Annotated in this window: 21 protein-coding genes; 15 read left to right on the top strand and 6 right to left on the bottom strand. The window is 68.4% G+C overall.

The window, feature by feature from the left end; genetic code table 11:
• Both ABZ848_RS47160 and ABZ848_RS47155 read right to left on the bottom strand, forming a co-directional pair.
• Window positions 1–694, bottom strand: a 694-nt coding sequence (locus ABZ848_RS47160) for a maltotransferase domain-containing protein (RefSeq protein WP_360842622.1), incomplete at its 3' end; no start/stop codon positions are given.
• Window positions 695–764: 70 nt separating this feature from the next.
• On the bottom strand, window positions 765–1,067 hold the full coding sequence (locus ABZ848_RS47155) for a DUF5133 domain-containing protein (RefSeq protein ID WP_360842619.1): 303 nt from the start codon (window positions 1,065–1,067) through the stop codon (window positions 765–767).
• A 248-nt stretch (window positions 1,068–1,315) separates the two neighbouring features.
• Between ABZ848_RS47155 and ABZ848_RS47150 the strand changes: the two genes are divergently transcribed.
• The gene (locus ABZ848_RS47150) at window positions 1,316–1,819 is read left to right on the top strand and encodes a pep a2 (protein WP_360842615.1); all 504 of its coding nucleotides are present in this window, start codon (window positions 1,316–1,318) and stop codon (window positions 1,817–1,819) included.
• Complete coding sequence (gene glgX, locus ABZ848_RS47145; protein ID WP_360842613.1) at window positions 1,816–3,972, top strand: glycogen debranching protein GlgX; 2,157 nt, start codon at window positions 1,816–1,818, stop codon at window positions 3,970–3,972. The genes ABZ848_RS47150 and glgX overlap by 4 nt, the downstream gene beginning before the upstream one ends.
• On the opposite strand, the gene ABZ848_RS47140 is transcribed toward glgX, so the two are convergent.
• Window positions 3,969–7,130, bottom strand: coding sequence for an ATP-binding protein (locus ABZ848_RS47140; protein WP_360842610.1), 3,162 nt, complete (start codon window positions 7,128–7,130; stop codon window positions 3,969–3,971). The two genes, glgX and ABZ848_RS47140, sit on opposite strands and share 4 nt — an antisense overlap.
• Window positions 7,131–7,872: 742 nt before the next feature.
• On the opposite strand from ABZ848_RS47140, the gene ABZ848_RS47135 reads away from it, so the two are divergent.
• From ABZ848_RS47135 to ABZ848_RS47100, 8 genes are read left to right on the top strand one after another with little or no spacing between them, the layout of a single operon-like run.
• Complete coding sequence (locus ABZ848_RS47135) at window positions 7,873–9,801, top strand: GMC family oxidoreductase (RefSeq protein ID WP_360842607.1); 1,929 nt, start codon at window positions 7,873–7,875, stop codon at window positions 9,799–9,801.
• Window positions 9,798–10,910 carry a ferritin-like protein gene (locus ABZ848_RS47130; RefSeq protein ID WP_360842604.1) on the top strand — a complete coding sequence of 371 codons (1,113 nt, stop codon included), beginning with the start codon at window positions 9,798–9,800 and terminating at the stop codon, window positions 10,908–10,910. The genes ABZ848_RS47135 and ABZ848_RS47130 overlap by 4 nt, the downstream gene beginning before the upstream one ends.
• Entirely contained in the window at window positions 10,907–11,431 is a 525-nt protein-coding gene (locus ABZ848_RS47125; RefSeq protein WP_360842601.1) for a hypothetical protein, read from the top strand. Before ABZ848_RS47130 ends, ABZ848_RS47125 begins: the two co-directional genes overlap by 4 nt.
• A complete protein-coding gene (gene iolE, locus ABZ848_RS47120) occupies window positions 11,428–12,342 on the top strand; it encodes a myo-inosose-2 dehydratase (protein ID WP_360842599.1) in 915 nt (304 codons plus the stop codon). The genes ABZ848_RS47125 and iolE overlap by 4 nt, the downstream gene beginning before the upstream one ends.
• Window positions 12,343–12,344: 2 nt before the next feature.
• Entirely contained in the window at window positions 12,345–13,349 is a 1,005-nt protein-coding gene (locus ABZ848_RS47115) for a TIM barrel protein (RefSeq protein WP_360842596.1), read from the top strand.
• Between the two features lie 38 nt (window positions 13,350–13,387).
• Window positions 13,388–14,185, top strand: a complete 798-nt coding sequence (locus ABZ848_RS47110; RefSeq protein ID WP_360842593.1) for an MBL fold metallo-hydrolase — start codon at window positions 13,388–13,390, stop codon at window positions 14,183–14,185.
• A gap of 19 nt (window positions 14,186–14,204) precedes the next feature.
• Window positions 14,205–15,860 (top strand): thiamine pyrophosphate-dependent enzyme, encoded by a 1,656-nt coding sequence (locus ABZ848_RS47105; RefSeq protein ID WP_360842590.1) that lies wholly within the window; start codon window positions 14,205–14,207, stop codon window positions 15,858–15,860.
• Window positions 15,857–17,695: a glycoside hydrolase family 15 protein gene (locus ABZ848_RS47100; RefSeq protein ID WP_360842587.1), complete on the top strand. Its 1,839-nt coding sequence runs from the start codon at window positions 15,857–15,859 to the stop codon at window positions 17,693–17,695. Before ABZ848_RS47105 ends, ABZ848_RS47100 begins: the two co-directional genes overlap by 4 nt.
• Window positions 17,696–17,725: 30 nt before the next feature.
• Here the strand turns inward: ABZ848_RS47100 and ABZ848_RS47095 are convergent, their stop codons facing one another.
• Window positions 17,726–18,520, bottom strand: coding sequence for a VOC family protein (locus tag ABZ848_RS47095; protein WP_360842584.1), 795 nt, complete (start codon window positions 18,518–18,520; stop codon window positions 17,726–17,728).
• A gap of 170 nt (window positions 18,521–18,690) precedes the next feature.
• On the opposite strand from ABZ848_RS47095, the gene ABZ848_RS47090 reads away from it, so the two are divergent.
• The gene (locus ABZ848_RS47090) at window positions 18,691–19,023 is read left to right on the top strand and encodes an ANTAR domain-containing protein (RefSeq protein ID WP_360842581.1); all 333 of its coding nucleotides are present in this window, start codon (window positions 18,691–18,693) and stop codon (window positions 19,021–19,023) included.
• Between the two features lie 15 nt (window positions 19,024–19,038).
• Here ABZ848_RS47090 and ABZ848_RS47085 read toward each other — a convergent pair whose 3' ends face one another.
• Entirely contained in the window at window positions 19,039–19,836 is a 798-nt protein-coding gene (locus tag ABZ848_RS47085) for an RNA polymerase sigma factor SigF (RefSeq protein WP_360842578.1), read from the bottom strand.
• 255 nt (window positions 19,837–20,091) lie between these two features.
• Here ABZ848_RS47085 and ABZ848_RS47080 point away from each other — a divergent pair, with 255 nt between their 5' ends.
• The 4 genes from ABZ848_RS47080 to ABZ848_RS47065 all read left to right on the top strand — a co-directional run bounded on the left by ABZ848_RS47080 (window position 20,092) and on the right by ABZ848_RS47065 (window position 22,924).
• A complete protein-coding gene (locus ABZ848_RS47080; protein WP_360842574.1) occupies window positions 20,092–20,544 on the top strand; it encodes a MarR family winged helix-turn-helix transcriptional regulator in 453 nt (150 codons plus the stop codon).
• A complete protein-coding gene (locus ABZ848_RS47075) occupies window positions 20,541–21,392 on the top strand; it encodes an ATP-binding cassette domain-containing protein (RefSeq protein WP_360842571.1) in 852 nt (283 codons plus the stop codon). Before ABZ848_RS47080 ends, ABZ848_RS47075 begins: the two co-directional genes overlap by 4 nt.
• Complete coding sequence (locus ABZ848_RS47070; protein WP_360842568.1) at window positions 21,352–22,206, top strand: ABC transporter permease; 855 nt, start codon at window positions 21,352–21,354, stop codon at window positions 22,204–22,206. The genes ABZ848_RS47075 and ABZ848_RS47070 overlap by 41 nt, the downstream gene beginning before the upstream one ends.
• A 193-nt stretch (window positions 22,207–22,399) precedes the next feature.
• Entirely contained in the window at window positions 22,400–22,924 is a 525-nt protein-coding gene (locus ABZ848_RS47065; RefSeq protein WP_360842565.1) for a hypothetical protein, read from the top strand.
• Window positions 22,925–22,949: 25 nt separating this feature from the next.
• On the opposite strand, the gene hemC is transcribed toward ABZ848_RS47065, so the two are convergent.
• Entirely contained in the window at window positions 22,950–23,885 is a 936-nt protein-coding gene (hemC, locus tag ABZ848_RS47060; RefSeq protein ID WP_360842562.1) for a hydroxymethylbilane synthase, read from the bottom strand.
• Window positions 23,886–23,914: the final 29 nt, after the last annotated feature.

Here is a 23,914-nt window from a genome sequence, read left to right as displayed (position 1 = left end):
CGATCGCGGGCAGGCGGCGGGCGGCGGTGCGGAAGGTGCCGTGCGGCTGCTCGGGGGTGCCCTCGGAGCGGGGGAAGAACTCGTACCAGGACCCGTACAGGGCGCGTTCCCGCTCGACCAGGAGGGGGAGGGTGTCGGAGGCGGTGACGAACTCCCGCAGTGGATGCGCGGCCAGGACCGCGTCCACCTCCGGCGTGAGCGCCGCCGCGAGGCGGGAGGCGACCGGCATCGAGTCGTCGCGCAGCGCGTCCACGGCCGCCAGCACCGTCGTACGGCCCTCTTCCGCGGGGACTCCGGCCGCCGCGCGCTCGAAGACGTCGGCGCCCTCCTCCAGGACCAGGCCGACGTCGATGCCGGCCGGGATCTTGATCCGGGCCCGGTGGCGCCAGGTGGCGACCGGATCGCTCCAGGCCTCCACGCGGTACGTCCAACGGCCCTCGGAGGTGGGCGTGACCTCGGCGCCCCAGCGGTCGGTGCCGGGGGCCAGCTCGCGCATCGGCGTCCACGGGCCGTGACAGCCGTCGGGGCCGGTCAGCACGACATTGGCGGCGACCGCGTCATGACCCTCGCGGAAGACGGTCGCGGTGACCTCGAACGTCTCGCCCGCGACCGCCTTCGTCGGGTACCTGCCGCATTCGACTACCGGGTGTACGTCCCGTACCGGGATGCGGCCGATGGCCGGAGTCGCACTCATGGGTCTCACCTCCGCCGTGCTCGGGACCGGGCCCGCCTGCCCGGTTCAGGGATACATGCCGCCCCGGACGTCATCCGCCCGCGGGGGAGTGCCGGTACGGCGGCGCCGGCGGACCGGGCCGCACGGGGGCGGCCACCTGGGGACACTCGTCCTGCTCGCGGAGATAGGCGCCAAGGGTGCTCCGCAGATACCGCTCGGCGGCGTCCGCGGCCTCGCGGGCACAGCGCTTGCCCATCAGCACGCACAACGTGTACCCCGAGTCCTCGAAGGTGGCCCGCACCGTGCGGTCGGCCGGCGAGGCGAGCATGACGCGCTCCCAGGCCCGGTACCGCCGCAGTTGCCGGGCCACTTCGGCTTTGGCCGGTAGCAGCATGACGCCGTTCACCTTCCGGAGGGGGATCCGCACGCGCACAGAGGTCTTCACACATGGTGCACGTGTGGCCACGGAACGTCTTGTTGGGTGTTCAACCACCTCGGTGGTGCTCTCGTGTTGCACGAATGGCGTAGTGCTCCCACGCTGGAGGTGACTCAGGAGCGATCACTGCTCACGCTTCGCGTTCGGGGCTCGTCCCACAGGGGCGAGGAGACAGCGGGAGCTTCGCCGGTGAGGAGCCAACGACGATGAAGACCGCAGTGCCCTGCTACTACCACCTCGATGTGGAAGTGAGTCCGGAGCGGGTCGGCCAGGTCAGGCGCATCCTGGCCGCTCACCTCCGGCTCTGGGATCTGGAGACACTGGTCGAGCCCGTATGCCGCAGCGCCGAGCTGCTGCTGAAGGCCATCGACGAGCACGCGACGGACAAGGCCACGTCGATCGAGATGTGGTGGAACGGCCAGCACCTGATCACGGCCGTGGGCGAGAACGACTGCGAACTGCGCCCGGACCAGGACCTGCGGCCCTGTCTGGCGCGCATCGCCGCCACCAGCGACGGCTGGGGCTGCTGCGCCACGGACACCGGCAGCAAGGTCATCTGGTTCTCGCAGCGTGCCCGGGCCGGCGAGCGGATGCCACTGGTGCCCGTGGCGCCCGCGCCGAGCCTGCGCGAGGTGCGCCAACTGCCGCGCGAGGTGCCGGTCGCGGCCCTGGCCGCCCCGGCGAACGGCGTCCTGGAGGCCGCCCGGTGACGGCGAAGCGCCGCCGCAAGGCAGGGGTGCCCGCGTGGAGCGGGCACCCCTACCCATTGGGCGCCGCCTTCGACGGCAAGGGCACCAACTTCGCCCTGTTCAGCGAGGTCGCCGAGCGCGTCGAACTCGTCCTCGTCGACGAAAGGGGCGGGCAGCGGAGCGTCCCGGTCACCGAGGTGGACGGCTTCGTGTGGCACTGCTACCTGCCGGACATCGGCCCCGGCCAGCGTTACGGCTACCGGGTGCACGGCCCCTGGCACCCGGAGCTGGGCCACCGCTGCAATCCGGCGAAGCTGCTCCTCGACCCGTACACCAGGGCCGTGGACGGCCAGATCGACAACCACGCCTCCCTCTTCGAGCGCTCGCCGGACGGCTCCTCCCGCTCCGACAGCGCCGGCCACACCATGCTCGGCGTGGTCACCGACCCGTCCTTCGACTGGGGCGACGATCAGCCGATACGGCGTCCGTACGCGGACAGCGTCATCTACGAGGCCCACGTCCGCGGCCTGACCAACACCCACCCCGAGGTCCCCGCCGAACTCCGCGGCACCTACGCCGGCTTGGCCCACCCCGCGGTGATCGAGCACCTGACCTCGCTCGGTGTGACCGCCGTCGAGCTGATGCCGGTGCACCAGTACGCCCAGGACGGCGTGCTGCGGGACCGTGGCCTCTCCAACTACTGGGGCTACAACACGATCGGCTTCTTCGCCCCGCACAACGCCTACGCCGCCCACGGCACCCGTGGCGGCCAGGTCACCGAGTTCAAGTCGATGGTGAAGGCGCTGCACGCGGCCGGCCTCGAAGTGATCCTCGACGTCGTCTACAACCACACCGCCGAGGGCAACGAGAAGGGCCCCACGCTCTCCTTCCGCGGCATCGACAACGCCTCGTACTACCGGCTGGTGGACGGCGACTGGGGCCACTACTACGACACCACGGGCACCGGCAACAGCCTGCTGATGCGGCACCCCTACGTCCTGCAGCTGATCATGGACTCGCTGCGCTACTGGGTCACCGAGATGCACGTCGACGGCTTCCGCTTCGACCTCGCGGCCACGCTGGCCCGGCAGTTCCACGAGGTGGACCGGCTGTCCGCGTTCTTCGACCTGATCCAACAGGACCCGGTGATCAGCCGCGTGAAGCTGATCGCCGAGCCGTGGGACGTCGGCGAGGGCGGCTACCAGGTCGGCAACTTCCCGCCGCTGTGGTCGGAGTGGAACGGCAAGTACCGGGACGCCGTACGGGACTTCTGGCGGGCCGAGCCGCACACGCTCGGCGAGTTCGCCTCCCGTCTGACCGGCTCCTCCGACCTGTACCAGCACAGCAGGCGACGCCCGCGGGCCAGCGTCAACTTCGTCACCGCGCACGACGGTTTCACCCTGCGCGACCTGGTGTCGTACAACGACAAACACAACGAGGCCAACGGCGAGGGCAACAGGGACGGCGAGAGCACCAACCGCTCCTGGAACTGCGGCGCGGAGGGCGACACCGACGACCCGGCCATCGCGGACCTGCGCGCCCGCCAGCAACGCAACCTCCTGGCCACGCTGTTCCTCTCCCAGGGCATCCCGATGCTCGGTCACGGCGACGAACTCGGCCGCACCCAGCGGGGCAACAACAACGCCTACTGCCAGGACAACGAAGTCTCCTGGATCGACTGGCGGTTGACCGACGAGCAGCGCGACCTGACCGACTTCACGCGTTACGTCATCGCCCTTCGGGCCGCCCACCCCGTCCTGCGCCGCCGCCGCTTCTTCCGCGGCGAGACGGCGACCCACGCCGACCAGCCCCTGCCCGACCTGGTCTGGCTGGCCCCGGACGCCCAGGAGATGACGGAGGAGGACTGGCAGCGCCCCGACGCCCACTCGGTCGCCGTCTTCCTCAACGGCGACGCCATCGCCGAACCCGACCCACAGGGCCGCCCGGTGGTGGACGACTCCTTCCTGCTCCTCCTCAACAGCTACTGGGAACCGGTGGAGTTCCAGCTCCCGGACCCCGAGTACGGAGAACGCTGGACCCCCCTGATCAACACGGCCGAGCCCCAAGGCCCCCCGGACGAGACGGAACACAAGGCGAACACGGTGATCCTGGTAGAACGCCGCGCCCTGATGCTCCTGTCGAGGCCTTCACGCAGACCGAGGGCCGCCGGTTAGAGGAGGTGCTCGTCCTCGTCGGTGGTCTTGCGGTTCCGGTTGGCCATCTCCTCCCAGAAGGCGTCCAACTCCCTGACGGGGATGCTCACCCATGGCGCGGTGTGCCGGCTGACGGCCGGCAGATGCCAGCGGAAGCGGCTGTGCAGCAGCGCCTGTTGCTGCCGGCAGAACAGTTCCGCCATCTCCGTCTGTGCCTTGCCGGCCTGCGGGGGATAGGGGCACAGCCGGAACTCGCAGGGGGACTGGCAGGTGGTGCGGGACTCGTCCCGGTCGGCCCGGCCGACACTGCGTTCGGGGTGCAGCCGACCGCGGTCGTGGGTGAGGCAGTGCGGGAGGTCGTCCCTGTTCGCGAGCTTCAGACGTTCCTCGATGTCGTCCGGACTCCCGTTGCCCTCGGTGAGATTGAGCATGACCAGTACGTCGGCCAGCAGGCGTTGTGCTCGCGGGTGCAGGATGCTCCAGCCGACGGACGGGGCGATCCACAGGTTGTGCTTGCGATAGCGCTCCGGATCGGCCGGGGTGGAACCGACGTTGTCGATGGCCCCGTGCTCGTCGATCCAGATGAACCGCTCGGGGTGTCCTGTCTCCAGGGCCAGGGTCACCAGATCGCCGGCTTCGGCGACGAACGGGTGGAGGACCTTGTCGGCACGGCGCTCGAACAGGGTGCCGATGGGGGCTGAGGTCTCGTGCGCACTGCCCGCCATGGTGAGCCATCGGGTGACCGACTTCATGGGCTCCATGGAGCCGTTGGACGCCATGCGCCCGATGGTGTCGGGAAGCTCCCACAGGCACAGTGCGTGGAGCAGACTCAGCTGCGCGTACCAGTAGCGGCTGCGGGTCAGCATCTCCTCCGCCTGCCGCACCAGGTAGGCCCGGGTCTCCTCGTAGGCATCAGGGTGTCGGCTCCTGCGATTCGCCGCGTTCTTGAAGCCCTGCGCCAACGCGTTCTCCAAGGAGAGCGGCATGAGCGGGTCCTGGCTGCCGGTCGTGGGCGTGAGGTTCTGCAACCAGAGGCTCAGCCGCTCCTTGGCCTCGGCACGGTACTTGTCGGAGACGGACCCTACGGCCATGGGTACGAGCCAGGCCCGGAGGGAGAAGTGGCGCCACCAGGTCGTGCGACTCTGCTCGTACTCCATCACGATCCGGTCGTGCCTACGCTGGCTTCTCTCCGCCGCCTCCGGGCCGGGGGCGGGGTTCGAATCCTCTTCCTTCAGCCAGGCCGTGTAGTCGCTGTCGAGCTTCTCCTTGGCCGAACGGATCTTTTCCAGATATTGGGATATGGGATCCGTTCCGATGGGGAACTCCTTGCGCAGCTCTTGGAAGGCCGCGTCGCCGCCGGCGGCTATTTGATGTGCGATCGCGATCCGGACGGGATACGACGGCTCATGTGTGCCGATCTGGAAGAGACGGTTGTACGGAAGGGACGGTGGCGCAGGCTCATTCTCCGAGAGCGACTGAATCCCCTTGCTGCGACGGCCCTGTTCGCGCAGAGCGGCCCCGAAGCTCCGTACCAACCGCAGCTTCGCGTCCTCGATGGTCCGCTGATCGCCTCTGATGTCGAGCCCCGCCCATTGCTCGTCGAGTTCCTGTGCCAGCTTGTCCTGTATCGGCGTCGGATCGACGGAGTCTATTTCGAGGGCGGCGGCGTAGAGGTCGAAGAACTTCGCGTCGTGCCGGCTCTCCGCGGCATCGCTGAGTAGCTTGGGTATTCTCGGCTGCGTTCCATGACGCGAAAGCAGTACCAGAGAGATGAGCAGTTCCCGAGAGGGACCCGGGCTGTGCAGGGCCGGTTCGACGACCGCGGCGATGTCGTCGTCCGACATCTCCCTCAGCAGACGATGACCGAGATACGCCTGCAGGATGCTGTGCGGGAACCGGACCTTGTTCTCGCAGCCGTAGACCAGCCCGAGGAGCTGCCCGTTGGCGGTGTGCCTCGCCAACTCGGTACGACACTCGACGGGGTAGTCCAGGGTGTTGAGCCACGGCGCCGACTCACCGATCTTCCGACTCAACACGCCCCATATCGCATCGCGTTGCGTCGTGGTGACGGTAGGGCGGGTTCCACGCTCCGGGGCGCTGCCCGGCGAATCCTCGTGACTGCCCTGGGGGTGCCTGTGGATGCGGAGGTCCTCCACGTGCGCGCTGACGAAGTCGTCGAACGTCACCTCGATACTGTCCTGCAGCAGCCCGAGGCAGGCCAGCGCAGACACGACCCATATGGTTTCCCGGCGCTCCTTGTGGTCCATCACCACCTTGTCGAAGATCCGGCCGTCTTCGATGCCCTGGCGGTAGGTGTTCAGCAGCCCGAGTCTGAGAGTGGAGCAGTCGTTGCTGCGGGTGTCCAGACGGTCGCCTTCCTCACGCAGAGCCAGGCGCTCCAGAAGTCCGCACTGCTGCAGGAGACGGGCGATCCGCAGGTAGATCGGCGAATCCGTCACCTGGGCGGTCTCCACCACCCAGTCGAGACGGCGCTCGTCCAACTCGCCGGGTTCTCCTCGGAGATACTCCAGGGCCGCCTCCTCGCTCAACGGTTCCAGGTTGGCGATCGCGGCCCGCGTGCCTTCGAGCGGTGCGTGCGGGCGTGAGGCGATGACCAGGGGCAGCTTCTGGCGGTCCGCCCGGTCGATCGCCCGTCGGATGATGTTGTCGCGGTCCTCCTGGTACTTCTTGTCGAGGAGGGCCTCTTCCAGGCCGTCCGCGATGACGACCGCCTTGTCGTCGAGTCTCAGCTGCCGCCACGTCTTGTCGATGTTGCTGCCGGCCAGCACTCCCTGGTCCGCCTCCTCCGCGAAGCGGCGCCGTGCCATTTCCTCGAAGTCGAGTTCACCGTCGCCCTTCATGTCGCGCAGACTTATGGGCACGGGCACGGCGGAATGCTGTGCCAGCATCCGAGTGAGTTCCACCAGAACGGCTGTCTTGCCCACGCCGACGCCACCCACGAGCAGATAAGGCCTTCGGGTCTTGCGGTTGCGGAGCGTCTGGGCCATCACTTGCGACAGTTCACGGCGTCCGACAATGCGGTTGACGAGGGTTCCGGCCGTGGGGACCAGATCGTGCGGTCGCGTGGAGGCCTTGTCGACGAGTGGCTTCTTGGTCTTGTGGTACCAGTAGAGAAGGAAGAAGGAGAGGATCAGGGAACCGGTGAGAACAGGGGCCACGATGTGGTTGACGGTGTCGAACCATGTCGACTCGATTGCCTCATGGAAGGGTGTGTATCCGTCCTCTGCGTAGTCATAAAGGGCCACTCCCACCGAAGCGACGACAAAGAGCGTCCCGAAGAGAGCGTATACACGCAGCAGGGGGCCGAGGGAAAATCGCCAGGGACGCCAACTGCGATTCGGGACGATGCTCCGGCGCGCCTCCCTTTCCGTCCTCACCCTGCGCCATCTTCTGCCCATGGAGCCAGATATCTGGGACCCCCACCGTCTCGGGTACAACGTGTACCAGGGGGCGTTGTTCGGCCGTGCCTTTCCTTCAGGGTGGCGGATGACCTTGGTGGGCATGAGGTCTCCCTCCGCGCGCACGTATCCCGTCATTTCCATGGAAACACCGCTGCGGAAGACCGCAACACGACACGTGGCGAACGCGCAAGTGGCTCTGGTGAAGGGGAAGTTCAGTACAGGCGCGGATTCTGACGCCTATTCAGATCGTCTCCACTCGGCAATCGCGAAGGATCGCGCGTATCGTTGATGACGCGGCAGCGGTCTGCACGCCAGGCCCTACCAGCAGCGACAGCAACTCGCAGCTTGCCATCGAGGTCCCCGGGAACGACCAGCGCCCTCTTGCGCTGTCCATTCGGCTTGCGAGCCTTTCCAGCCGTTCAGTGATGTCTGAGTCCAGCACGCTCCCGACAGCTGTGCTGGTCCCGGCCGTGCCCGGCAGTAGAGGAGTGACTGCCCGATGTACGAGAAATTCCCCGAGGGAGCGCCCAAGCGCACCGATCCCGCGGTGGCCGCCTCGGTTCTCTACGACGCCGTCATCGTCGGCGGCGGGATTTCCGGCGCCCTCATCGCCGCGCGGCTGAGCGACGCCGGCAAAAGGGTTCTGATACTCGAAGCGGGCCCGGCCGAAAACCTCAGTCTCAGGGGCTACGAGCGCTATCTGAACCGGTTCTATTCGGCTGTCGGCAAGGACAACCAGGCTCCTTACCCGGCCGTCGCCAACGCCCCGATGCCCCGGGGCAGCGACGCACGCCGCATCACCCCGGGTGCACCCGACGCGTCGGCCTACATCGTCCAGAACGGGCCCTTCGCCACCGACACCACCTACACACGGGTGCTCGGCGGCACCACCATGCACTGGGAGGGCAAGACGCTGCGGATGCTGCCCGACGACTTCCGGATGCGGACGCTCTACGGCGAGGGCGCCGACTGGCCGCTCACCTACGAGGACCTGGCCCCGTACTACAACGAGGCCGAACGCGAGATCGGCGTCTCCGCCGACGTGGAGGACCAGGCCTACCTCGGGATCGCCTTCGACGAGGGCTACGTGTTCCCCATGAAGGGACTGCCCCTGTCCTACCTGGACCAGGTGGTCGCCAAGGACGTCGACGGGATGCCCGTCGAACTCGACGGGGAGCAGCGGGAGCTGCGAGTCCGGCCGTTCCCACAGGGCCGCAACGGGATACCGAACCCGGCCTACGACGGCGGGAAGGGCTATGTGCCCCAAGGGGCGGTGAGCACCTACCAGGTCGAGGTCGGCGAGCGGTGCCAGGGCAACAACAACTGCGTGCCCATCTGCCCGGTGCAGGCCAAGTACAACGCGGGCAAGACCCTCGCCGTGGCACTCCGCAGCGGCCGGGTCGATCTGGTGGCCCAGGCGGTGGCCCATAAGGTGCACGTCGACGAGCACACGCGCCGGGTGACCGAGATCGAGTACCGGCGTTACGACCGTCCCGACAGCCCGGGTTTCACCACGGCGAGAGCCCGCGGCCGGCTGTTCGTTTTGGCCGCCAACGCGGTGGAGAACCCCCGCCTGATGCTGGCGTCCGGCCTGCGCGGTTCGAGCGGCCTGATGGGGCGGAACTTCATGGACCACGCCTACCTCCTGGCGTGGGGCCTGCTCCCTGAGGTGGCCGGCACCTTCCGCGGCACGATCTGCACGGGCGGCATCGCCGACCTGCGCGGAGGCCGCTTCCGCAGCCGCCAGGCCGCGTTCACCGTCGACATCCACAACGACGGCTGGGGCTGGGCGCGGGGCGCGCCCATGACCGACCTGATGAACCTGGTGGACTCCGGTGGCCGTTACGGCGAGTCCCTTCGCCAGGGCCTCGTGGACCGGGTGTCCCGTCAGCTGCAGCTGGCGTTCATGGTCGAGGTGCCGGCCAACCCGAGCAACCGGGTCACCGTGAGCCCCGACTTCACCGACAAGTTGGGGAACATGCGGCCTGTCCTCACCTACGACATCCCCGAGTACACGATGCGCGGGGTGGCGTACGCCCGGCAGCTGTCGAGACGCATCTTCGCCCGCCTGGGAGCCGAGGACCACACCGCGTACAACCCGAACTTCTGGGGCTACGCCGTCCACGACGGCGAGGGATACGAGCTGCGCGGGGGCAACCATCTCGCCGGCACCCACATGATGGGCCGCGACCCGTCGACCTCGGTGGTCGACGCGGATCAGCGGAGCTGGGACCACGAGAACCTCTACCTGGTCGGCGGGGGAAGCATGCCCACCGTCGGGACCTCGAACGTGACGCTCACCGTCGCCGCCCTGTGCCTGCGCAGCGCCCGGGACATGCTGGCCCGGCTCGACTCCGAGACCGCCCCGATCAACGTTTCCGTCGACCGGCGCCCTGCGGCGCCGACCTCAAGGGAGGTGGCCCGGTGACCGCGTCGACCATCGAGAACTGCGACGACCTCATCAGCTACCTGGATGCGGCGCTGGCGCTGGAGCACGCGACCATTCCCACGTATCTGACCGCGTACTACTCGATACGCTCCACCACCAACTCCGACGCCGCCCACATCATCCGGGTGGCCGCGGTGGAGGAAATGCTGCACCTGACCCTCGTCGCCAACGTCCTCAACGCCATCGGCGGGAAACCCGACCTGACCCGTCCCGGCTTCGTGCCGTCCTATCCGGCCTACCTGCCCGACGGGGAGGACGACTTCACCGTCGACCTGCGGCCCTTCTCCCCGGAGGCGGTGGAGACGTTCTGCAAGATCGAGCGGCCGGGCACGGCCCCCAGCGCCGACGCACGGCTGGTGCAGACGCCCGACGGCCGGACTCCGCTCCTGGTCTCCAGCCCCACGGCCGAAGGGATGCGCTTCTACAGCATCGGCGAGTTCTACGAGGAGATCATCGAAGGGCTCGAAAAGGTGGCCGCCGTCGACCCCAAGCTCTTCGACGGGGATCCTGCCCTGCAGGTGGGGCGCGAGTACTTCTACTCCGGTGGCGGAGAGATGATCGTCGTCACCGACCTGGACTCGGCCCAGCGGGCGCTGCGCTTCATCGCGGCCCAGGGCGAGGGCCTCGACTCGGGCATGTACGACGCGGACGGCGAGCTCGCCCACTACTACCGGTTCCGGCAGCTGCAACTCGGGCGCTACTACGAGGTGGGCGACCACCCCGATGCACCGTCGGGGCCCGCGCTGAGCATCTCCTGGGACGACGTGTACCCGGTGAAGGTGAGTCCCCGGCTGGCCGACTACCCGGAGGGATCCGAACTGGCCCGCGTCGCCCGGGACTTCAACACCGACTACGGAGCCTTCCTCGGCCTGCTCACCGAGGCGTTCAACGGGCGGCCGGCCCTCCTGCAGGACGCCGTCTGCGACATGTTCCGGCTGCGCGACGGGTTCAACCGGCTGGTGTGCAACCCCCTGCCCGGCAGCGGTGGCCTGCACGCCGCTCCCACCTTCGAGATTCCGGCCGGGCCCGGGTCCGATCCGCAGCCCTCACCGGGTGCCGACGAGACGGCCGAGGCGGTGGCACGATGACCGCCCCGCCGTTCGAGGAGTTCCTCCGCCTGTCGGTCGACCTCACCGCATTCGTGGAGACCGATCTGCTCGGCACCGGCATGGCTCACGAGTATCTGGCGAAAGCGCGGGCCGCCTGCGGCGACGAGACCGTCTCGGCCCTCCTGGACGCCCACCGGGCAGCCCGGGCCGAGGCAGCCGGTGACAGCGGACGCCATGCCCGAATCCCGCTCGACCGGGACCTGTTCGACCGGGCGCTGCGCCACCGGATCTTCGGCGACGACCGGCTCGGACCGGTCGCCCGCAATGTGATCAAGCTCTGGTACGCCGGGATGTGGTACGCGCTGCCGCCGGAGTGGACCGATCACTACGGGGCCCACGCGGCGGTCGGAACATCCACGGTCACCGCCGCCTCCTACCAGGAGGGGCTGCTGTGGCGGGCCATCGGAGCCAACCCTCCGGGTGCCAAGGCACCCGGCTACGGCTCCTGGGCCCGGCCGCCCCGCATCGCGGAGCGCTACCTGAAAGGGGCGAGAAGATGACGGACCTGGCTGACCGCCTCAGCCCGGACAAGGTGAAGCTCGGCGTCTGCTGCACCCTGTGGTGGAACGACGACTTCCCCACCATCGACGCGGGGATCTCCTTCGGCCAGGCCGTGAGCGAGATGGCGCTCGCCGGCTTCCAGGGCTGCAGCATCGGGCACAAGTACCCCTCGGACGCCGCCGAGCTCAAGACCGCGCTCGACCTCCGGGGCCTGCGGATCTCCGAGCCCTGGACGAGCACGTACTTCACGATCGGCGGGATGCGGCAGAAGACGGTCGCCGCTTTCGAGGAGACGCTGGCCCATGTCAAAGGGCTGGGCGGAACCGAGTTGGTGGTGGCCGAGTTCGGCGCCTCCTCGCACCTGCTTCCCGTGGACGTGTTCGCCAACCGCCCTGTTTTCACCGACGCCCAGTGGGACGCCTTGACATCGGGCCTGGACGAGCTCGGCAGCATCGCGCACTCGGCCGGCATGAAGCTCAGCTACCACCACCACATGGGCACGGGCGTCATGACCCGGGCCGACATCGACCGGCTGATGGCCTCGACCGATCCGGACCTGGTCCACCTGCTGCTCGACACCGGCCACATGGCCTTCGCCGGCGACGATCCGCTGGAGCTGGCCCGGGCCCACGCCAACCGGATCGGTCACGTCCACCTGAAGAGCATCCGGCCCGAGATCGTCAGCCGGGTCCGCGAAGAGGGGCTGTCGTTCCAGGAGGGCATCCAGCTCGGCGTCTTCACCGTGCCCGGAGACGGAGCGATCGACTTCCGGCCCATCCTCGAAACGCTGGCCGACGCCCACTTCCAGGGGTGGCTGGTCGTGGAGGCCGAGCAGGACCCGAACAAGGCCGTCCCGCTCGAGTACGCCAAGAAGGCCCGGGCCTACCTCGCCGACGTCCTGGGGTGGTGACGATGAACACGACGCCCCGACGCGACGTCTTCTTCAGCTTCTTCATGTTCACGGCCGATCTACGGCCCCAGGACGCACGGTACACACGGATCCTGGTCGATCACCTGAAGGCCCTGACCGACATGGGCTACGACGGCTTCGACGTGCACATCGCCGCCCCGCCCACGACCGTCGACCACAAGCCCGAGGTCGACTGCTACGTCGGCCTCAGGAAGGCATTCGACGAGGCAGGGTTGGCGGAGGCGAGGTTCACCACCAACGTCGGGACCACGCGGACCTTCGATCCGACGTCGCCCTACGAGGAGCAGCGCGGGCAGGCCCTGTCCTACCTCAAGTCACGCGTCGACATCACACGCATCCTGGGCGGTGACTCCATCATGTCCGGCCCGTTCATCTATCCCTACGGGGTCTTTCCGGTCACGGACACCGATGAGCCGATCTGGAGCGACGCCCTGCAGGACTGGATGAAACCCCGCTACGACGCGGCGCGTTCCGTCTTCGAGGAGCTGCTGGACTACGCCGCGGCACGAGAGGTGAAACTCGCCGTCGAGCCCGTCAAGAGCTGGGAGACGCCGCCACCCAACATGGTCTCGGAGGTACTGGACTTCCTCGAAGGCCTGGAGCACCCGCAGGGTGGCGTGACGATCGACACCGCGCAGGTCGTGATGGAGAGCCAGGGTCCCTCGGTCCTCAGGCGGAACGTCGCGCGAGCCGTACGCCAGGACCGGCTCTACTACGTCCACATATCCGCACCCGACCGCGGCGCGGTGAAGGACAGCTGGATCCCGTGGCACATCATCTCGGACGAGATTGAGCCGGTGTATCACGGCCCGTACCTGATCGAGGTGTTCAACGCGATTCCGCCGTTCGACAACTCCATGCGCATGGCACGCCGGCGTTTCTGGCGACCCGGCGAGGACGATCCGGTGCCCGGTACGGACAGCGCCTACGACGTCGCGCGGGCCGCGTTGGAGGAACTGCAAGAGCACACCACACAACCTCGGTGAGGCTTCGAATGCTGGCTCAGGTTTCAGAACCCGTCATCATGGTCGTGAAGCGGGCAGGCGATGTCCGTATCCACACCTTCGTCGCGTCCTTCGCGGACAGCAACATCGCGAACGCCACCCACATCATCGAAACAAAGAACCAACTGGTTCTCGTCGACGCGCAGTTCCTCGCCCCCGACGCGAAGGCATTCAGGGACTACGCGGACAGCCTGCGCAAGCCGATCGAAAGGCTCTACCTCTCGCACCGCCATCCCGACCACTGGTTCGGCCTGGGAACCGCGTTCACCGATGTCACGGTCCACGCGCTGTCCGAGACCCTGACCTTCATCCAGGAGCATGGGGAGGAGTCGAGAAGTGATCACTGGAAACTCGGCAACCTCGCCCCGGAGCGGATAGTCGTTCCCAAAGAGGTCGCAAGTCGCGGTGAGGAGACGATCGACGGGGTCAGATATGTCTTCGACCGCGTCACGGACACCGAGATCGACTACCACCTCGCGATCAGGCTCCCCGACATAGGCGTGCACTTCGCCCAGGACCTGGTCTACAGCGGCACTCATCTGTACTTGACGAAGCACTTCGACCACTGGATTCGCGTGCTCCAGGAAATGCTGCGTTCGGACTGCGACCTGTTCATGCCGGGCCACGGTCTGCCGGCCGACAAGAACGAAGTCGCCCGCAACATCGAGTACCTCTCCGCCGCCCGGCAGGCGATCGGCAACGGGCTGACGGGTGACGCCTTCAAGAGCTTCATGCTGCAGCGGTATCCGGAACGCAAGTGCCCGGGAATCTTCGACATTTACATGCCCCGGCTGTTCGGCGGCGCGAGCGACTACTGACCACGGAGGTGCTCCGACCATGAACGAGGGCTGCACTGTAGGACAGTACCTGGTGGACCGGCTCCGCCAGCTGGGGCTGGAGCATCTGTTCGCCATCGCGGGCGACTATTCGATTGAATGGTTGAACCGTTACGTCACACCGAACGGCATTGAAATCGTCGAGGAAGTCAACGAGGTGAATGCCGGTTACGCGGCGGACGGATACGCAAGACTGAAGGGGATCGGCGCCCTCTGCGTCACCTACTCCGCAGGCGCACTGTGCGCCGTGAACGCCGTCGCCGGCGCCTACGTCGAGAAGGTGCCGCTCGTGCTGATCAACGGCACGCCCAGCATAAAGAAGACCATCACCTTCGAGCAGACCGGCTACAGCGCGCATCACTTCATCAGCGGACGTGAGACGGACCTTCAGTCGTTCGAGCACCTGACGGTCGCGGCCATACGGATCGACAGTCCGGACCTCGCGCCGACGCTGATCGACTATGCGCTGACCCGGTGCATCAGTGAACGGCGGCCGATCTACATCGAACTGCTGCAGGACATGGTCGATCTGGACTGTGAACCGCCGACGGGCCTGCTGAAGCCGACCAGGACCCTGTCGGACGAGACGAGCCTGGAACAGTCCGTCGCAAAGATCTCGGCACAGCTCGAAAGCGCCGAGAATCCACTCATCTGGCTCGGCGTGGAGATCGACCGGCTCGGCCTTCAGGAAAAGGCAACGAGCCTGATCCGGCAGCTGAACGTCCCGTTCGTCACCGAGCTCCTCAGCAAAGCCGTCCTGTCCGAGGACGACGAACTGTTCGTCGGCGTGCTCGACGGCCAGGCGTCATCGGCGGGCGTGACCGAGTTGGTCGGCGCATCCGACTTCGTACTGGCCCTCGGTGTGTGGCTCACGGACATCAACTCGCTGGGCTGGGACCCGGACTACGACAAGACGGCGTTCGCGTCGTTCGACGCGGTCAAGTTCGGGACCTTTTTCGGCGGACAGGTCGCTTTGGAGCACCTGATCGACGGCATCCTGGCCGAAAGCATCGCGCCCAAGGCGGGGAAACCACCGGAGAAGCCGGCACGCAGCGCGCCGACCGTGGGCGACGCCGATGTCATCACGTATCAGGGGTTCTACAACTACGTCCAGCAGTACATCGACACCAACACCATCGTCGGCGCCGACGCGAGCATGAACTACTTCGGGAGCCTCCTCCTCGACGTGCCCGGCCCGGGAGGATTCGTCGTCCAGTCGTCCTACTCCTCGATCGGCTACAGCGGACCGGCTGCCACGGGTATCTGCCTGGCAAAGGGTCCCGACCAGAAGGTCATGGTCTTCTCGGGCGACGGCGGCTTCCAGATGACCGCGCAATGCCTCTCGACGCAGACCCGGTTCGGGCTCGATCCGATCGTCTTCGTCATCGACAACGGCGTCTACGCCGTGGAGCAATGGCTCGCCGACGCGGCCGTATTCCATTCCGACAAGCCGTACTACAAACCCTGCGAGCTGCACCGGTGGAATTACAGCAGGTTGGCCGAGGTCTTCGGCTGCCGGGGTTGGGAAGTCGGCACGTACGGAGAGCTGAGGGATGCCGTGACCGGTGCACGGGAAAACACCAGCAGCCCGTCGATCATCCAGGTGCGGGTGCCCGAAAAGACGATCCCTGACAACGCGAGGTGGAAGACCCAGTGAACGGCTACCCACTGATCGAGAACCACGGTCTCATCGGCGATCTGCAGACCGCGGCGCTGGTGAGCACCGAGGGTGTGGTCGACTGGTTCTGCTCGCCGCGGTTCGACTCGCCGAGTGTCTTCGGGGCGCTGCTGGACAAGGAGAAGGGCGGACACTGCACGGTCCAGCCGGCCCACCGGACCAACACGACCAAGCAGTTGTACCTGCCCGACACGGCGGTCCTGGTGACCCGGTTCATGACCGAGGCGGGCGCCGGCGAGGTGGTCGACTTCATGCCCGTGACCGGTACGACGGTCAGCTCCCGCCACCGGCTGGTCCGACTGGTCCGCTGTGTGCGCGGCAGCATGAGGTTCCAGGTGGAGATCGCCCCGCGATTCGACTACGGGCGCGCGAAGCACGAGTTGCACATCACGGGGCACGGCGCTGTCTTCACCGCGGAGGACGGCACCGCACTCACCGTGCACCCCATCCGTGAACCGGAGGACGAGCGACTCATCGACGTCCTCACGGACCAGGGTGCCGACCTCCGCTTCGCACTGACCCTGCAGGCCGGTCAACAGCGCGGGCTGGTGCTGGAGATGGGGGCCGGAGCCCCACCCGCCGAGGTCCGCCTGGACGCGTACGAGCGGCTCTTCGACGAGACGGTGGCGTTCTGGCGTTCCTGGCTGGCACAGTCGCGCTACACCGGGCGCTGGCGCGAGATGGTCGAGCGTTCCGCGATCACGCTGAAGCTGATGACCTTCGCACCCAGCGGTGCCGTGGTCGCCGCCCCGACGACGGCGCTCCCGGAGCAAGTGGGCGGCGAACGCAACTGGGACTACCGCTTCACCTGGATCCGGGACGCCTCCTTCTCCGTGTACGCCCTGCTGGGGCTGGGCTTCACGGAGGAGGCCCGGGCGTTCATCGGCTGGCTCAGCGACCGGGTCAAGGAGCAGGCCGGCAGCGGCGGGAGCACGGGCCCGCTCAACATCATGTACAAGGTCGACGGCACGACCGACCTGGACGAGCAGATCCTCGACCACTGGGAGGGCTATGCGGGCTCCCACCCGGTACGGATCGGCAACGGCGCCGCGACACAACTCCAACTGGACATCTACGGGGAGGCCCTGGACAGCATCTACTTCGCTCACGAACACGGACTCCAGGTCGGGCACGGAGGATGGACCTCGACGCGGGCCAACCTCGACTGGCTGGCCGACCACTGGGACCAGGCGGAGGAGGGGATCTGGGAGACCCGCGGCGGGAAGCAGGACTTCACCTACGGCCGTGTCATGTCGTGGGTGGCGTTCGACCGGGCCCTGCGCCTCGCCGCGGCGAAGGGCTGGCCGTCGGCGGCCGGACGATGGCAGACCGAGCGGGACGCCGTGTACGAACAGGTCATGGGCAAGGGGTGGAGCGAGGAACGGCAGGCATTCGTCCAGCACTACGGCAGTGGCGTACTGGACTCCTCGCTGCTGCGGATGGGAACGGTCGGTTTCGTCAGCGCCGAGGACCCGATCTGGGGATCGACCCTGGACGCCATCGAGCGCGAACTCGTCAGCGACAGCCTCGTCTACCGTTACAACCCGGAGGCCTCGCCCGACGGCCTGCGCGGCTCCGAGGGCACCTTCTCGCTGTGCACCTTCATGTACGTCGACGCCCTCGCCCGCGCGGGGCGCACGGACAAGGCACGGCTGGTGTTCGAGAAGATGATGGGATACGCCAACCATCTGGGCCTGTACTCGGAGGAGATCGACCCGACAGGACGCCAACTGGGCAATTTCCCGCAGGCGTTCACGCATCTCGCCCTCATCGACGCGGCCCTCACCCTCGACCAGGAACTCGACGGACGGTAGCCCGGGCCGGGCTCAGCGCGGGCGCCGTGGTCACACCCCGACGACGGTGAACTGAGCCCCGTCCGCGTCCCGCAGCACCGCCTCGTCGCTGCCCTTCGACAGCACACTGCCCCCATGCACTTCCGCGGCCCGCACACACGCCGTCACGTCCTCCACCGTGAAGTGGATCTGCCAGTGCGGCCGAATGGTGGGATCCGGTGCCGCCCCCAGGGCTCCGGACTCGATCCGCGCCACGATCGTCCCCTGGCTGCGCAGCACCACCTCGCCGCCCTCGTAGACGACCTCGCAGCAGCCGGGCCGTTCCGTGGCCCAGTCCAGGACCTCGCCGTAGAAGATCGCCGCGTCGAAGGCGTCCCGTGTGTGCAGCCGGATGAAGGTCGGCGCCGCGCGCTGCCACTTCTCCCAGTCGGTGAAGAGCTCACCCTCCCAGACCCCGAAGGTCGCCCCGTCCCGGTCCGCCAGCAGCGCCGCCCGCCCCGGCGGGAAGGAGATCGGCCCGACCGCCGCCGTACCGCCGCGTTCCTGCGCGCGGGCCGCCGCCTCGTCCGCGCTGGGCACCGCGAAGTACGGCGTCCACGCCACGGCCATCTGCCACATGGAGGCGACCGCGGCGATCCCGGCGACCGGCGTCCCGCCGACGACCGCGATCCGGAAGCGGTCGCCGAGCTTGCCGGAGCGCCACCGCCATCCCAGTACGGCGCTGTAGAACTCCTGAGTGGCGTCGAGATCGCGGCTGGTCAGACTGACCCAGCAGGGCGCGCCGAAGACGGTGTGCGAGGAGACGACGCTCCTCGGACCGCTCGGGCGTGTCGTGTCGTGGTTCATGGCAGTCGCGTCCTGGTGTCGTCGGCCGGCAGCCACCGGTCCAGCTACCAGTGTCCAACCGGAACCGCCCGGTGCGCCTGCCGAGTACCCTGGAACCGGCACCGAAACGGGCGTGTCGCCCGTTCGCGGCCCACTGGCACAGAGCCGGGGGAGTGACGACCATGGGACGCGTGGCAGCAGGAGCACGAGAGCCCGCCGACGGCACGGACCGTATCTTCGCGCTGGAAGAGGAAGTCGACCAGCTGAAGGAGGCCGTCGCCTCGCACGCGGTCGTGGACCAGGCGATCGGCATGGTCGTGGCCCTCGCCCGGGTGAGCCCCGACCAGGGCTGGGCCGTACTGAAGGACGTCTCGCAGCACACCAACATCAGGCTCCGCAATGTCGCGGAACTGATCCTGATCTGGGGCCGCACCGGCGAGATGCCCCAGGAGATCCACGCCGAGCTGGAGGACGCCCTCGACCGGCACGGCCCGACGCAGATCCCCGAGAGCCCATCGGGGTGAAGCCGCCCGGAGCCGTCAGCCCGCCCCGGCCACCAGCTCCTCGCGCAGCTGCGCGAAGCAGCCGCTGAGCAGCCGGGACACGTGCATCTGGGAGATGCCCAGCTGCTGGGCGATGCGGCTCTGCGTCATGCCTCCGAAGAACCGCAGGTAGAGGATGGTCCGCTCGCGCTCCGGAAGCGCCCGCAGACGGGGGCTGACCGCCACCCGGTCGACGACCAGGTCGTACGCCGGATCGGGCCCGCCGATGGCGTCCGCCAGGGCGTAGCCGTCCGTGCCGGGCATCTCGGCGTCCAGCGACAGCGCGGAGAAGCAGTCCAGGGCCTCCATCCCGGTGCGCACCTGGCTCTCGCTCAGCTGCGCCTGTGCGGCGATCTCGGCGACGGTCGGGGCCCGGCCCGGTGTCGTCTGGGAGAGCTCCTTGGCGGCCTGCCGCACGCGGTTGCGCAGGTCCTGGACCCGGCGCGGCACGTGCAGCGTCCACATGTGGTCACGGAAGTGGCGCTTGATCTCGCCGGTGACGGTGGGCACCGCGTACGCCTCGAAGGCGTGGCCGCGGGCCGGGTCGTAGTGGTCGACGGCCTTGACGAGGCCGAGCGCCGCTACCTGGTACAGGTCTTCGAGGGACTCGCCCCGCCCCTTGAACCGCACCGCGATCCGCTCCGCCATGGGCAGCCAGGCCCGGATCAGCTCGTCCCGGAGTGCCTCGCGCCGGGGGCCGGCGGGTGTCCGGGCGAGCCGCTGGAAGGCCTCGGCCGTGTCAGGGGCGTCGTCGTGCGGGTGAACCTTGGTTCTGCTGCTGGTGGTGATGCGCATCGCGCGCACCTCCCTCAGGCGGTGCCGGTGGACGGACACCATGGGAGGCACGGCTCGGACTGCGGAGACACCCGGGGCCTGACCGGCTCCCACGGATGTGCCTCCTGTCCGAAGCACGTAATGCGAATGCCCGGCATCCGGCCTTTCAAAACAAATCGGGCATTACGGTGACGCTGTGCGGTCCGGCGGGTGTGTGCCGTCACGTTTGACCGTCCCTTGGGTTCATTACCTCTGCTACAGAGATATCTTCGAGGTGTGGAACCGGAAACCTTCCCGGACGAGCTGATCGACGCCCTCATCGGTGTCCAGCGGCTCCTCCGCCGCCGTCTGCGCCGGCAGATCGCACCGCAGCTGCGCGGTGCCGAGGTCGAGCTGCTGCGCCTGGTCGTGTCCCGGCCCGGCACCGGCATCTCGGACGCCGCCAAGGACCTCCACCTGGCGAGCAACTCGGTCTCGACGCTGGTCAACCAGCTCTCCCGGCAGGGCTATCTGGTCCGCGAGACCGACCCCGCCGACCGGCGCGCCGCCCGGCTGATGCCGACCCCGGCGGCCGAGGCGAGGCTCGCCGAGTGGCGCAAGCTCCGGGCGGAACTCGTACGGGACGGGCTGACCGGGCTCGACGAGGCGGACCGGGAAGCGCTGCGTGAGGCGATCCCCGCGCTGCGGAAGCTGGCCGACAACCTGCACGAGGAGGTCGAGGAGTCATGACGCGGGACGCGAACACGCCGGCCGTCAGCTGTACCGGGCTCGCCTACTCCTTCGGCGAGACCAACGCCGTGGACGGGCTCGATCTGTCGGTGGGGGAGGGCGAGGTCTTCGGCCTGCTCGGGCCCAACGGCGCCGGGAAGACCACCGCGATCCGGTGCATCACCACCCTGCTGCCGGTCCCGGCCGGCATGGTCCGTGTCTTCGGCCACGACACCGCCCGCGACCGCATGGCCGTACGGCGTCTGCTCGGCTATGTACCGCAGCAGCTGTCCGCCGACGCCGGGCTCACCGGACGCGAGAACGTCGCCCTGTTCGCCCGCGTCTTCGACGTCTCCCGCCGGGAACGGGACGAACGGGTCGCCCAGGCGCTGACCGCCGTCGACCTCACCGATGCCGCCGACCGGCTCGCCAAGACGTACTCCGGCGGCATGATCCGCCGCCTCGAACTCGCCCAGGCGCTGGTCAGCGCGCCCCGGCTGCTGATCCTCGACGAGCCGACCATCGGCCTGGACCCGATCGCCCGCACCGGCGTGTGGGAGCACATCAACGCCGTACGCGCCGCCACCGGCATGACCGTCCTGGTGACCACCCACTACATGGACGAGGCCGACCAGTACTGCGACCGGGTCGGCCTCATGCACCGCGGCCGCATCCGGGCGCTCGGCACCCCGGCCGAGCTCAGGGAGGGGCTCGGCGAGCGCCGGCGCGCCGCCGGAGCGGCGGCCGGCGAGCCGCTGCCCACGCTGGAGGACGTCTTCCGCGAGGTCGCGGGCAGCGGCCTCGACGACAAGTCAGGAGATTTCCGCGATGTCCGAAGCACCCGTCGCACCGCCAACCGCGTCGGCTGACCCGGCGGCCGGCATAGCCCTGCTGCTGCGCCCGCCGGAGCCGCGCGCGGGCTGGCGGCTGCTGCCCGCCCGGGTGGTGGCGATGTGCGCCGTCGAACTGCAGAAGCTGCGCCACGACCGCACCGAGCTCTACACCCGCGCCGTCCAGCCCGCCCTGTGGCTGCTGATCTTCGGTCAGACCTTCACCCGCATCCGGGCGATACCCACCGGCGGCATCCCCTACATCGACTACATGGCACCCGGCATCATCGCCCAGTCCGCGATGTTCATCGCCATCTTCTACGGCATCCAGATCATCTGGGAACGCGATGCCGGCATCCTCAACAAGCTGCTGGTGACGCCCACTCCACGATCCGCGCTGATCACCGGCAAGGCCTTCGCGGCCGGTATCAAGTCGCTGGTCCAGGCGCTCGTCGTGGTGGTCATCGCCGCATTGCTCGGTGTCGCCCTGACCTGGAACCCGCTGAAGCTGCTCGGCGTCGCGGCCGTCGTGGTCCTCGGATCGGCCTTCTTCTCCTGCCTGTCGATGACCATCGCGGGCATCGTGCTCAGCCGAGACCGCCTCATGGGTTTCGGACAGGCCATCACCATGCCGCTCTTCTTCGGCTCCAACGCCCTCTACCCGGTCTCGGTCATGCCGGGCTGGCTCCAGGCGGTCAGCAAGGCCAACCCGCTGAGCTACGAAGTCGACGCCCTGCGCGGCCTCCTGCTCGGCACGCACGCGCACGTGGCGCTCGACTTCGGCGTACTCGCCGTGGCCGCCGCGCTCGGCATCACCGCCGCCTCGTCGCTTCTCGGCCGCCTCGCCCGCTGATCAAGGACACGGAACGTGATGTGCGGCACGCACCCGCCCGCGCATGCGTGCGGCCCTTCGCGAATTGTTCCTGCGCACGGCTTGATCAGCGATCAAAGGGGGTGAATTCGCTGGCCACAGCGCATTCTGCTCATTTGACAGTGCACTGAGCACACAGATAGGAAGCAGCTCACTGAGGTCGAAGAGGTGGACTGTGTACGAGCCGAACGTGGTCGGGGACTGGCAGGAGTACGACGAGCATGCCGGTCTGCGTGTCCGCGTCCACCGGCTGGAAGCCGCCGAGCCGCCCCGGGGACGGGACGACGCGGCCGAGGGGCTGACGTACTTCAGTCTTCGCGTGACCGTCGAGAACCGCGGCAGCCGGCACTCCACCATCCACCTGGAGGACGGCCAGATCGACGTGCGGATCGGGCCCGACGGCGAGGCCGCGTTCATCGACTGGCGCAACTCGCAGTTCATCGAGGGCTTCGACGTCTACCCCCTGCGCCGGGCCACGGCGGTCCTGTACGCGGCCGGCCCCGAGGCCTCGCTGGGCCAGATCGACGTCCAGATCCAGCTGCGCGTCGACGACGACTGGGCCGACCGCAGGCTGTGGGCGGGCGGCATCGGACTGCACGACGAGAGCGTCGGCGCCCATGCCTGCCCCGGCCGTGAGGGCGGCCTGGCCCATCAGGTGAGCAACTTCCTGCGGGACCAGGCGGAGGAGGGCACCGCCTGACCGGCGGCACCCCGCGGGGCCCGGCTCAGTGCGGGATGCCGTCGATGAGCTCGCGTGCCCCCTGACGCAACAGCGCCACCGCGACCGACGTGCCCAGCGTGGCCGGATCCAGTCGGCCCGCCCACTCGTGCGCGTTCAGCCGCGTCTTGCCGTCCGGGGTGAAGACGCAGGCCCGCAGCGAGAGTTCGCCGCCGTGGTCCACGCGCGCGTACCCGGCGATCGGGCTGTTGCAGTGGCCCTGCAGGACGTGCAGGAACATGCGCTCCGCGGTGGCCTCCCGGTGCGTGTCCGGATCGCCGAGCCCACTGACCGCGTCGATCAGCTCGGTGTCGCCCTCCCGGCACTGCAGGGCCAGGATGCCCGCGCCGATCGGCGGCATCATCGCCTCCGGGGAGAGCACCTCGGTGATCACGTCCTGGCGGCCGATGCGCTCAAGGCCCGACACCGCGAGCAGCAGCGCGTCCGCCTCGCCAGCTTCGAGCTTCGCCAGGCGCCGGTTGGCGTTGCCGCGGAACGGCACGCACTCCAGGTGCGGGTGGGTGGCGGCCAGTTGGGCCGTGCGGCGCACCGAGGAGGTGCCGATCCGGGTGCCGTCCGGGAGTTCGTCCAGGGTGAGGCCGCCGGGGTGCACGAGGGCGTCGCGGATGTCGTCCCGCTTGAGGAACGCGGCGAACGTCGTGCCCGCCGGCAGCGGCCGGTCGGCCGGCACGTCCTTCACGCAGTGCACCGCTAGATCGGCCTCGTGCGCCAGCAGCGCGGCGTCCACCTCCTTGGTGAACGCCCCCTTGCCCTCGACCTTGGACAGATCGCCCATCCACTTGTCACCGGTCGTCCTCACCGGCACGACCTCGGTGCGGACACCGGGGTGCAGGACCGCCAACTCGGCGCGGACACGCTCCACTTGGGCGAGCGCCATGGGCGAGTCGCGGGAGACGATACGGATCAGTTCGGGGACGGACATGCGGACACGATAGACCTCCCGGAGGGGGC

The sequence above is a fragment of the Streptomyces sp. NPDC047081 genome (genome assembly GCF_040643775.1).
In the GTDB taxonomy this organism is placed as follows: Bacteria; Actinomycetota; Actinomycetes; order Streptomycetales; family Streptomycetaceae; genus Streptomyces.
This window is presented reverse-complemented; position numbering and strand designations above follow the sequence as displayed.

What these genes read in the sequence shown, in the direction of transcription:
- ABZ848_RS47155 (WP_360842619.1), bottom strand. Translation starts at nt 1,067, where the DNA reads ATGCTGCTACCGGCCAAAGCCGAAGTGGCCCGGCAACTGCGGCGGTAC.
- ABZ848_RS47150 (WP_360842615.1), top strand. Translation starts at nt 1,316, where the DNA reads ATGAAGACCGCAGTGCCCTGCTACTACCACCTCGATGTGGAAGTGAGT.
- ABZ848_RS47135 (WP_360842607.1), top strand. Translation starts at nt 7,873, where the DNA reads ATGTACGAGAAATTCCCCGAGGGAGCGCCCAAGCGCACCGATCCCGCG.
- ABZ848_RS47125 (WP_360842601.1), top strand. Translation starts at nt 10,907, where the DNA reads ATGACCGCCCCGCCGTTCGAGGAGTTCCTCCGCCTGTCGGTCGACCTC.
- iolE (WP_360842599.1), top strand. Translation starts at nt 11,428, where the DNA reads ATGACGGACCTGGCTGACCGCCTCAGCCCGGACAAGGTGAAGCTCGGC.
- ABZ848_RS47115 (WP_360842596.1), top strand. Translation starts at nt 12,345, where the DNA reads ATGAACACGACGCCCCGACGCGACGTCTTCTTCAGCTTCTTCATGTTC.
- ABZ848_RS47110 (WP_360842593.1), top strand. Translation starts at nt 13,388, where the DNA reads ATGGTCGTGAAGCGGGCAGGCGATGTCCGTATCCACACCTTCGTCGCG.
- ABZ848_RS47105 (WP_360842590.1), top strand. Translation starts at nt 14,205, where the DNA reads ATGAACGAGGGCTGCACTGTAGGACAGTACCTGGTGGACCGGCTCCGC.
- ABZ848_RS47095 (WP_360842584.1), bottom strand. Translation starts at nt 18,520, where the DNA reads ATGAACCACGACACGACACGCCCGAGCGGTCCGAGGAGCGTCGTCTCC.
- ABZ848_RS47085 (WP_360842578.1), bottom strand. Translation starts at nt 19,836, where the DNA reads ATGCGCATCACCACCAGCAGCAGAACCAAGGTTCACCCGCACGACGAC.
- ABZ848_RS47075 (WP_360842571.1), top strand. Translation starts at nt 20,541, where the DNA reads ATGACGCGGGACGCGAACACGCCGGCCGTCAGCTGTACCGGGCTCGCC.
- ABZ848_RS47070 (WP_360842568.1), top strand. Translation starts at nt 21,352, where the DNA reads ATGTCCGAAGCACCCGTCGCACCGCCAACCGCGTCGGCTGACCCGGCG.
- hemC (WP_360842562.1), bottom strand. Translation starts at nt 23,885, where the DNA reads ATGTCCGTCCCCGAACTGATCCGTATCGTCTCCCGCGACTCGCCCATG.